This is a genomic window from Peribacillus sp. CSMR9, assembly GCF_033141925.1.
GTDB classification, from domain to species: Bacteria; Bacillota; Bacilli; order Bacillales; family DSM-1321; genus Peribacillus; species Peribacillus simplex_A.
In genome coordinates this window covers 1-9,610 of sequence record NZ_JAOPHO010000099.1, presented here as the reverse complement: position 1 = coordinate 9,610, position 9,610 = coordinate 1, and the positions used below count along the sequence as shown (strand labels likewise).

15 protein-coding genes are annotated in these 9,610 nt (G+C 33.6%); 11 read left to right on the top strand and 4 right to left on the bottom strand.

The window, feature by feature from the left end; translation table 11 throughout:
* The coding region (locus N9I19_RS22970) for an IS110 family transposase (RefSeq protein WP_317779086.1) at positions 1–436 on the bottom strand (436 nt) is incomplete at its 3' end.
* A gap of 148 nt (positions 437–584) precedes the next feature.
* On the opposite strand from N9I19_RS22970, the gene N9I19_RS22965 reads away from it, so the two are divergent.
* Positions 585–1,055 carry a UPF0158 family protein gene (locus N9I19_RS22965; RefSeq protein WP_089364935.1) on the top strand — a complete coding sequence of 157 codons (471 nt, stop codon included), beginning with the start codon at positions 585–587 and terminating at the stop codon, positions 1,053–1,055.
* 186 nt (positions 1,056–1,241) lie between these two features.
* Here the strand turns inward: N9I19_RS22965 and N9I19_RS22960 are convergent, their stop codons facing one another.
* Complete coding sequence (locus N9I19_RS22960; RefSeq protein ID WP_289319599.1) at positions 1,242–1,568, bottom strand: hypothetical protein; 327 nt, start codon at positions 1,566–1,568, stop codon at positions 1,242–1,244.
* Positions 1,569–1,954: 386 nt separating this feature from the next.
* Here N9I19_RS22960 and N9I19_RS22955 point away from each other — a divergent pair, with 386 nt between their 5' ends.
* Positions 1,955–2,395, top strand: a complete 441-nt coding sequence (locus tag N9I19_RS22955; protein WP_317779085.1) for an SRPBCC family protein — start codon at positions 1,955–1,957, stop codon at positions 2,393–2,395.
* A gap of 340 nt (positions 2,396–2,735) precedes the next feature.
* Here the strand turns inward: N9I19_RS22955 and N9I19_RS22950 are convergent, their stop codons facing one another.
* Positions 2,736–3,560, bottom strand: coding sequence for an MBL fold metallo-hydrolase (locus N9I19_RS22950; RefSeq protein ID WP_317779084.1), 825 nt, complete (start codon positions 3,558–3,560; stop codon positions 2,736–2,738).
* A 543-nt stretch (positions 3,561–4,103) separates the two neighbouring features.
* Between N9I19_RS22950 and N9I19_RS22945 the strand changes: the two genes are divergently transcribed.
* The 6 genes from N9I19_RS22945 (at position 4,104) to N9I19_RS22920 (ending at position 7,549) form a co-directional block, all read left to right on the top strand.
* Entirely contained in the window at positions 4,104–4,739 is a 636-nt protein-coding gene (locus N9I19_RS22945) for an FMN-dependent NADH-azoreductase (RefSeq protein ID WP_317779083.1), read from the top strand.
* Positions 4,740–5,003: 264 nt separating this feature from the next.
* Positions 5,004–5,351, top strand: coding sequence for a VOC family protein (locus N9I19_RS22940; protein ID WP_317779087.1), 348 nt, complete (start codon positions 5,004–5,006; stop codon positions 5,349–5,351).
* Positions 5,352–5,523: 172 nt separating this feature from the next.
* A complete protein-coding gene (locus N9I19_RS22935; RefSeq protein WP_317779082.1) occupies positions 5,524–5,865 on the top strand; it encodes a hypothetical protein in 342 nt (113 codons plus the stop codon).
* A gap of 59 nt (positions 5,866–5,924) precedes the next feature.
* Positions 5,925–6,491 (top strand): TetR/AcrR family transcriptional regulator, encoded by a 567-nt coding sequence (locus N9I19_RS22930; RefSeq protein WP_089364942.1) that lies wholly within the window; start codon positions 5,925–5,927, stop codon positions 6,489–6,491.
* A complete protein-coding gene (locus N9I19_RS22925) occupies positions 6,472–6,690 on the top strand; it encodes a hypothetical protein (RefSeq protein ID WP_317779081.1) in 219 nt (72 codons plus the stop codon). The genes N9I19_RS22930 and N9I19_RS22925 overlap by 20 nt, the downstream gene beginning before the upstream one ends.
* 553 nt (positions 6,691–7,243) lie before the next feature.
* On the top strand, positions 7,244–7,549 hold the full coding sequence (locus N9I19_RS22920; protein WP_317779080.1) for a cell division protein FtsK: 306 nt from the start codon (positions 7,244–7,246) through the stop codon (positions 7,547–7,549).
* Positions 7,550–7,731: 182 nt separating this feature from the next.
* On the opposite strand, the gene N9I19_RS22915 is transcribed toward N9I19_RS22920, so the two are convergent.
* Entirely contained in the window at positions 7,732–7,890 is a 159-nt protein-coding gene (locus tag N9I19_RS22915) for a hypothetical protein (protein WP_176432076.1), read from the bottom strand.
* 168 nt (positions 7,891–8,058) lie between these two features.
* On the opposite strand from N9I19_RS22915, the gene N9I19_RS22910 reads away from it, so the two are divergent.
* The 3 genes from N9I19_RS22910 (at position 8,059) to N9I19_RS22900 (ending at position 9,525) form a co-directional block, all read left to right on the top strand.
* Entirely contained in the window at positions 8,059–8,286 is a 228-nt protein-coding gene (locus N9I19_RS22910; RefSeq protein WP_284469616.1) for an SAM-dependent methyltransferase, read from the top strand.
* 119 nt (positions 8,287–8,405) lie between these two features.
* Positions 8,406–9,179 (top strand): GNAT family N-acetyltransferase, encoded by a 774-nt coding sequence (locus N9I19_RS22905; protein WP_317779079.1) that lies wholly within the window; start codon positions 8,406–8,408, stop codon positions 9,177–9,179.
* Between the two features lie 97 nt (positions 9,180–9,276).
* On the top strand, positions 9,277–9,525 hold the full coding sequence (locus tag N9I19_RS22900) for a hypothetical protein (protein WP_284469618.1): 249 nt from the start codon (positions 9,277–9,279) through the stop codon (positions 9,523–9,525).
* Positions 9,526–9,610: the final 85 nt, after the last annotated feature.

Here is a 9,610-nt window from a genome sequence, read left to right as displayed (position 1 = left end):
TGGAACGAACGAAGGCATAGTAGCCATTCTTCACCATATCAGCGATGACAAGGGCATCTTTTTTATCACTTTTGGATTGCGTATTATCACGATTTTCTTTGTTTCTTTTGACATGGTGAGGATTGACCGTGACGACATCTATGTTTTGTTTGACTAGCCACTTTGAGAGGTTTATCCAATAATGACCGGTAGGTTCCATTCCGACTATCGTGGTGTCTAAGTTTTTCATGTGTTTTAGTTCCTTGATCCAGTTTAGTAAGCTAGTAAAACCCTCTTCGTTATTTTCAAAAGACAAAGGTTTCCCGACCACAATGCCCCGATAGTTTACAGCACGGGCCACGTGTACATGTTGGGCAATATCTACACCAACAACTAGATGTTGATCCGTAATTCTCTCAATTAGTTGATTTTGTTTGTTTTGCATTTTAAAATTCATAGTAGGGCTTCCTCCTTAAGGCTTTGAGTTAGATTGGTCTCTATACTCGTATCTTACTGAGGGGCTCTATTTTTTTAAAACCTGATATTTAACGAGCTACAGGAATGCTGACAGGTGCATTAGTAAAAAGTTGAAGGGTGATCAATAATTGAAAAATCCAGTAAAGATTCAGGCCATTATTGAAGAATTGGAAATGCAGTTTGATGAGTCTCGGACATTTTTAAATGTAAAAACTGGTGAAATCATTTCAGTAACTTTGGATGACTTGAGAGCAGCTGAAGATGAAGAAGAATTCGGGCATTTACCTGAGTGGGAACAAGAAGATAGAAAAGTTGCTAATGATGTATTTGAAAACTTTGAGAATTACAAGGAACTCCCAACAAAATATGAAGTAAATGAATATGAGATCATAGAAGATTTTTGTTTTACTGTTAGTGATGAAAGAAAACAAGATAAATTATTAAGTTCAATTAAGGGGAAGGGTGCTTTTAGAAGATTTAAGGACAAAATCATTGACTTTGAAATGGAGGACCAATGGTATTCTTATCGTGACGAACGATATAAACAAATTGCGATTAAATGGTGTCTAGACAATAACATAGACTTTATTGATAAATAGACTTTAAAAATGAATGGCACGAGACCTATGGCTGAATAAGGTGATTGCTCTTTGTTCAACTAACGGGTGCTTTACTATATTACAAAGAGCTGATCAGAAGCTCCTTTTCTTAAGCAAAAACGGGATAAGTTAGTGAAAGAAGAAATGAAGGACTTGAGTCAATGAATTAAAGGAAGATGCCCTCTATTAAAGACGGTCATCTTCCCATGCTCTATCATAATCTCTTATATTGTGTTTTTCTTTTGGAGTTTCTTCTTGTTGACTTTGTTGATCTGTTTTCTGCATTTGTTGTTGAGCTTGAGAACTAAATGATTCCATCTGTTTTTTTGATGAGTTTGAAGCTTGATTTGCTTGGGCACCTTGTGGAGAATCTCGAAATTGAGACACGGTTTGAATTAATTGAGAAACTTCTTGATGAATATTTGCAAGTTCTTGTCCTAATTCAGTATCAGTAAAGTTTGCACCAGGTAGTTGAGTGTCTATTTGTTTTTGCTGTTGATTGTTCTTGGTCATGTTAGAAAACCTCCTTAAAGTAGATAAATCATACCCTTTTATAATGTTCTATAGCTTCTAATAAATAGCTGGTAATTTTTATGGGAAAATCTGATGTATGTTTATAATGGGTGCTTACTCCAACTGAGGCAGCCCTTTTCTTGTGGTAGGATAGTTCCATAAGGAATACTGTTAAGTGACATTAAAGTCGTTTAAAAACGTCAGTCCTGTTATTCCATTAAAGGGCAGGATTGTGGAGGATCGGAAAAACTTGATTCTACAAATAATTGGAGGATTGGAAGAAGGAAAGCTATGTAATTAGTGATGTAAGTTTATGCTTTTTATGTAATAATTATATTGTAGAAATGTAAAGTTACAATTCATACATAGTGAAGGTGGGGATCATAATGGCAACGGGAACGCATACTGTAGTAGTTCCAGTAGATGTACAAGCAGTTTGGGATTATGTCAGTAATCTCGAAAAATGGGCAACGACAGTACCAGCCTATAAAGAACATGAAATCATAAATGACAAGCAATCTATTTGGACATTTGAAGGTAGTGTGAAAGGTATTAAAAAAACAATACAAGCGCAGGTAGATATTACCGAATGGAATGAACCTTCAAATATTAAGTTTGAACTAAAAGGTTTATCAGATAATTTTACAGGAAGCGGTCACTTTACTGCAGAAGATGTTAATGGTAAAACAATAATGACTTGTACGGTGGAAATCCATGCAGGCGGATTATCTGGTGCGGTGTTAACACCAATTATTAAATGGGCTGTTCCAAAAGTAGCATCTCGTTTAACAGAATCTATCGCACGTAAAATTGCAGTATTCTCATAGTTTTTTTCAAAGAATGAAAACCACAATTCATTTTGGAGATACCTTCTCTGAAGTATAGATGGTAACATTCTGAAGTGACAAATATAATGATATCGAGCTCTACTAGAAATTTTATTAATTAGCGGAAAGGGGGCTGTCCAAAAAGGATAGCTTCTTTTTTTCAATATTCCAACAGGGCGTTAGTAGCATAAGAAAGCCACCAATTTGGTGGCTTTTGTTGGTTTGAGAAAAACGTTTTATGATTTCGGATATTAGCATTTCTGTTTGTAAAAAAGTTAAATCATTTCGGTAGACGAATTGAAAAATATCCTTGATTTATTATTAATTATCGTACTTGTATTTATGTAGTAAACAATGTTCCATTTAGTGCTTTAACATACCTAGCTGCAGATTTTTGAACTTGGTTATGGGCATCTTCTTTAATTACTCGGTGAAATGCGTCATATAAACGGCCAAAGTTAAATTCAATAACCCGATTTGCGATTCTTTCGACTGTTACACTTGGCATTGGGATGAAGTTTGGATAACTGTACATAAAACTTACCCATTGACGATCAGCAACAATCCGAATGATATCCCCAGTCAGTAAAATTCCGTTCTGGCTGTTTCCATTTTTCCATTCTAAAACGGTGCCGCCTTTAAAATGTCCGCCAATTCGCTGAAGGATGACACCTTCCTGTAATTCAAGCGATTCTCCAGACCAGAAAATGATTTTTTCGCTTGGCCTCGTTACCCAGTCTCTTTCATCTTCATGAATATAAATCGGAGTGTCAAAAGCTTCGGCCCATTCCACTTGACTAGAGAAGTAATGAGGGTGAGATAATGCTATAGCATCGATTCCACCTAAATCTTCAATTTGGGTAATCGTATCTTGATCAATATATGTTATACAGTCCCATAATAAATTAAAATTCTTATCTTGTATTAAATAAGCAGTTTGTCCGATTCCAAAACTCGGACTAGTATTTATGCTATATAACCCCTCTTCGTCAAGATTAATAGAATTTTTAAATATTCCATCTTTTTTCATCAGTTCTAATGTTGTCCATGTTTGCCCTTTTGGACTAATATATTGTCTTTCTTCCCCGCAAATCAAACATTGATTGGGTACTTCTTTAGAACCTTCATATTGGACTCCACATGTTTCACAAATATAATTAACCAAAAATCTTTCCCCCTTATTTTTAAAAAAACTTTATTAATTATTATAATTAAATATGGGGATATTTTGAAATTTAATACTCGAATTCCCCTTCCTGCATCCGTGCTATCATTCTTATGCACTAAAGGGGAAGGATAGTTCAACAAGGTGGGAATATTTTTATATATGAAATAGAATTTTTTTAGCTTATGCTGAAAATAAAAAAGAAGGTTAAGATGTATGAATGTCACTGATTTAATTATTTTGTCTGTGGTTATAGGCTTAATTAATGATTTTAAGGACAAGAAATTTAATACAAATTATTTTTTGAAAACGTCTTTAACATTTATCACATCAGGCCTAATATTAATCATAATTGTTGCCCCCTAAGATTCCTAACTATACACTCACTAAACAGACTAGAAAATTTTTAACATATATTGATTATTATTTTCTATACACTTTGTACCTTAGGCATTAGATTAATCACGAGGTAATTGTATAAAATGTTAATTTATTACACAAACTAGAATGTTCAAAGATGTAGAAGGGAAGGAAAGATACAAAATGACAAAGGTATTGTACATTACAGCTCATCCTCATGATGACACTCAATCTTACAGTATGGCTGTTGGAAAAGCATTTATTGAAACTTATAGAGAAGTAAATCCTAGCCACGAAATTGTAAACATTGACCTTTATAAAGAAAATATTCCTGAAATTGATGTGGATGTTTTCAGTGGTTGGGGGAAACTTCAATCTGGAAAGGGGTTTGAAGAACTTTCGTCGGAAGAGAAAGCAAAAGTTGGCCGACTCTCAGAGTTATGTGAGCAATTTATAGCTGCCGATAAATATATATTTGTAACACCTTTATGGAATTTTTCATTCCCACCAGTATTGAAAGCATATATTGATTCAGTTTCTGTTGCTGGTAAAACATTTAAATACACTGAACAAGGTCCGGTTGGCCTTTTAACTGATAAGAAGGCCATACATATTCAAGCTCGCGGTAGTATTTTTTCCGAAGGGCCATTAGCTGAAATGGAAATGGGTCACCGATATCTAAATATCATTATGCAATTCTTCGGAGTTCCTTCTTTTGAAGGTTTATTCGTTGAAGGACATGCGGCAATGCCTGATAAAGCACAAGAAATTAAAGAAAATGCTATTGCACAAGCAAAAGATTTAGCTCCGAATTTTTAATTTCCAAAGAAGTGTCACAGTCGGTGGTACACCGTGGTCGTTGGAGTGACTAACGGATGGCTCAAAGGCACCATAAATTCAATGACCTTCTTCACCAGCCATTAAAACAGTATCGATATAGAGACCAATTTTCATTCTCTGTGGTGAAGCGCTGATTTTTGCGCTTCATGAATGGCTGACGGGGAAGGTTAGTGAAAGAAGGAATTCACTTTCAAAACTAGAATTTAAATAAATAACTAACGGGATAGGAAGGAGATTCTTATGATAATAAAGGGTTTTGGGGGAATCTTTTGGAGGACTAAAAATCTAGAGGATATAAAAAAATGGTATAGTAAAGTCCTGAAAATTGAAATTGAAAATTGGAATGGTACCATTATTACACCACAATCAGGCAATGAAACTATCTTTTCCTTCTTTTCTGAAAATGACCCCTATTTTCCAACAGAACAACAAGTGATGTTAAACTTTCAAGTTGAAAATTTGGATGACAGTATCAAACATCTAGAAAAAATGGGCGTTCCCCTTGTTATGGAAAAGACGATTAATGAATTTGGAAAGTTTATTTGGATTGAAGATCCAGAGGGAAGACGTATTGAGCTTTGGGAGAAGTAATAGGATAATAATAAATTTTGTTGTTGAACTAAGGGGTGCTTTAGTTCAATAAGAAATGATCAATCTTTTTCAGAATAACGATTTTTTATTTGCTGTTTTTTTAAGGGTTAAAGGAGATTTTTGATCAAACTTTACTTTTAATAAATACATAAAGATAGAACGGAGATTTATAATGTTATTAAAAAATGTAACCTTTTTAAGTAATGAAATGAAATTTGAAAAAGGCGACCTTTATATTACTGCTGGAACAATTCATTTCGAATCAACAATAGATTCTGAGGAGACATTTGATTGTACGAACTATCTAATTTTACCAGGATTAATAAATGCACATTTTCATAGCTATTCGCCACTTACAAGAGGTCTGGTAAAAGATATGGGTATACAAGATTGGTGTAACGATTCTAAGCAAGGGAAAATCCAACAATTATTTTTTGATTATATAGATACTGGTTGTAAATCCGCATTTTCTGACAGTACCTCTGTTCATAGCTTCAAACTACTTGACTTTTAACAACTTTAAACTATAATTAAAACAGAATGAATATTCATTCCTAATATGAGGTGAGAGAAATGTCCAAAAACAAACAAGATGATATTTTTGAAGCAGCTATGAAACTTTTTGCGGAACGTGGTTATGATGGAACCACAGTACCAATGATAGCTGACCAAGCAAAAGTGGGCGCTGGGACCATTTATCGTTATTTTGCCAATAAAGAATCCCTTGTTAATTCTTTATTTATCAAATGTGTTCTTCAGTTTTCTGAAGCCATAAGAACCGACTTTCCTTCTAATTCAATAATACGTGAGCAGTTTACCCACATTTTAATTAGAATATTTGATTTTGCAAGAAAAAATGTGAATGCTTTTATATTTATAAATTCTCATGATGATGGTTATTATCTGGATGAGAATAGTAAAGAAACGTTTAATGACTTTCTGGACTTCATTATAAGAGTAATAGAGGATGGAAAGGAAAAAGGATATATTCGCCCCTTACCGTCATCTGCATTAATTGCGATGGTTTATGGACCAATTGTAATGTTAGTTAAGATGATCGAGACAGGGAAACTAGCAGAGACACCGGAATTATTAAAAGAACTTGAAGAAAGCGCATGGAATGCTATTAGAGTCATTTGATTCGGGTAGCTTCGCAACAAACGGAATGAATATTCATTCCTATAAGAACAAATGCGCTGTTGCTAAAGAGATGATAAAGCAAATGGATAAAAAAGGCGGCGAAACGTATGGCATTATAGCGGTCTTCAACAGTGGAAGCGATAAAGGCTTAACGAAAAAACCAGCAGCTCCTTTTCTTATGGAACTAGGGGCAGGATAGTTCAACAAGCATATTGTATTCGAACTGTACAATAAATACTAAACAATGAGAATAGTAAAATGATATTTAAACCCAATTGTTGGATTTTTATGGTAAAATGAGTTTCTAAACTGTTGTTATGAACGAGATAGAGACAAAAAGCGTAAGGACTACTTAATTTGGTTTATTAGTGCATTACTCTTTTATTGGATAGCTATTGACTATTATTTCTTCAACTTGTAGACGCGTTAGCTAAAGATCAGAACTGTCTTTAAGGCAGCGTTTTCTTTATGGAACTAAAGGGGCAGTATTCCTGTAATAAATGAAAATTAGTATTGAGAACATCTCTCTTATTAAACAAAACCAGCTAAGTTTAGGATTTAATACACTTAACGTAACGGGTCCGTTCGTTGAAATACATTGTCTGAAAAAGAGCTCCTTCATATAAGGGAAGTTGTAAGAGGGTACGGTGATGTTACTACAATTTTTTTACAAATCGAGATAACCAATAATTCACAATTATGGTAAGTTTGATTTTGTTATATACATCATTTTTCAAGGGATGGTGCAAGGGATGCTTAAACGAATAATAACTAAGTACGAACACGAAGGCCTGACCCCGGAGGAAATTGAGCATTTAAATACTATAAAAGGACAAAATCCTTATGGGATGCTAACTCTATTATTAGGTCTAGTGTCCTTTATTTTTGGGCCACAGTATATAATTATTCCTATCGTATCTTTGTTATTGGGTTTTATTACTTACGTGACCTTTGATTCTGAAAAAGAGGATAATCCTTGGACGTTTTACATTGGACTATTATTTGCTTTAACAGGATTAATATTGAACTTTTTACATTATGTTCACGTATTGAGCTAGATGTCTCTGCTATATTTATTTTTTTACTTCTTTAGCTACATATTCACGGTCAATGGCTTGAGGTGGTCTTTCAAACCAACCGTGCTTAATCATTAAGTTTGCAGCAACTCCATCAAATTGAAATGAGAGATGTAAAGTGTTTAATTGAAGCAGAAAAATAAAAAACCACTCAAAGTGGTTTTTTAATCGCGCATTGCTCCTGCCTCTCGGGAAGTCATTGCACCTTGTCCTTCGCTTACATCTTTTTGAATTTCTTGTTTTACTTTTCGTGCATCTGTTCCGGAAAATTGTGGTTTCATAATAGAACCCAATTTCGCTTTAGCTTGTTGATCCTGTTGCATACAACTCCTCCTTAATTTATTGTTTAACAACCTTATTATTTACAAAGAAACACTCGTTATTCCTGAGGATTTGAGCGAAGTTCCCTTAAAGTAGGGGGTGTTCAGCATCCTGTATTAACTTCATCAATAAAAAGTGCAGTAGCTTCTTCTTTAAAAGCAGATTGGATCGTGGATGATTATTTTAATAGTGGCGAACGAATAGAACCCTGGATTGATAAAAGGGTTGTTAAATATCATCGAACTTTTGAAGAATATTATCAACTTTTAAAGCTAGCTGGATTCAAGATTGAAGATATTAGAGAAGGCACTCCAAGAGTTGAGGAATTTAGCAGTGAAAGTGAATATAAACGTCGAATGAGAATTCCACTATTCTTGATTTTTTCTTGTGAAAAATAAGATTTCCTCAAAAAGGGAGGTTGCCTCGGAATTCTTTCATCAAGGACTATCGGGGGCAAGTTAGTGAGAAGGAATGTACAAAAAGTTTGAGGAATAGTAAAACAAAAGGGGACCAGTGTATGAATAATGAATTTGAAAAGGCCATAAATTTACTGGAAAATAAGGATAATAAAACTTATCCGACATTTGCTTACTCTGTATTAAATAATTATATTCCTGGACAGGTTTATATGGATGAATTAAAGAGAACAGTTATTGTTGGAACTGATTCAGGTATTTTTGTTGTTGGTGGAGACGAAAGGAACAATGGTCTTGACAGCATATTTTTTAAAATTTTTAGAAGTAGAAAAAATGAAAAAATGCGATTCACTTTGTTTTCTCCATCAAAAGAATGGGATCAAGTTATAAATAAGTTGTTTGGAAATGAGTTAAGACAAATGCAGAGATATTCTTTTCATTTTAATAAGGATACATATTCAACAATAAAAAAGGGGAAATCACCCAATGATTTTATAGTAAAGAGAATAGATGAAAAAATAATTACTGAAAGTCTGGAATTTAATGAATCTTATTATAATGAATATTGGGGTTCAGTATCAAATTTTCTTGAGAATGGTTTTGGTTATTGTTTGTTACATAATGATACCGTTGTAAGTGAGTGTACATCTATATTCAGTTCATCACAATTTGCTGAAATTGATATTGCAACTCAAAATAAGTATAGAGGAATGGGCTTAGCTCAAAATGTTGCAGAAATATTCATTGGACATTGTATTGAAAGAAATTTGAAACCCAATTGGGACTGTGTTGTTAACAACTTTGCGTCGATAAAGCTGGCTGAAAGATTAGGATTCGAAAATCCAATGGAATATTCGGTATTCGTTAGAAGGTAAAAAGTTCTTATTGGAGATATGGATTTCAATAACTTATTTATGAATTGGTCAATGATAAAATAAAGTAATAATTTCCTTGATTAAATGAGGTGTAGAAATGTATTGGAAATTAAGAATTCCTCTTTTTTTGTTTGTTATGGGTGTTACATCTGGTCTTTATCAGAAGTTTCCTAACCTTTTTCTTGTAAATACATCTTATTTTATAAGAAGTGTTGTATTTATTGGCGTAATTGGGATCATATTCACTATTTTAGAGAATTCAAAAGTAAATGAAAAAAAAGTCCATATTATTATTGGGATGACGTTAATTTGTTCAGGAATTTTATTTGATAATCTAATGGTATAAAGACCATCCTTAATGAACTCCCTCAGTTTAATAGATAATGCTCACGAATACTCGCTTATTCGCAGGATTTCAAACCACATGGTAT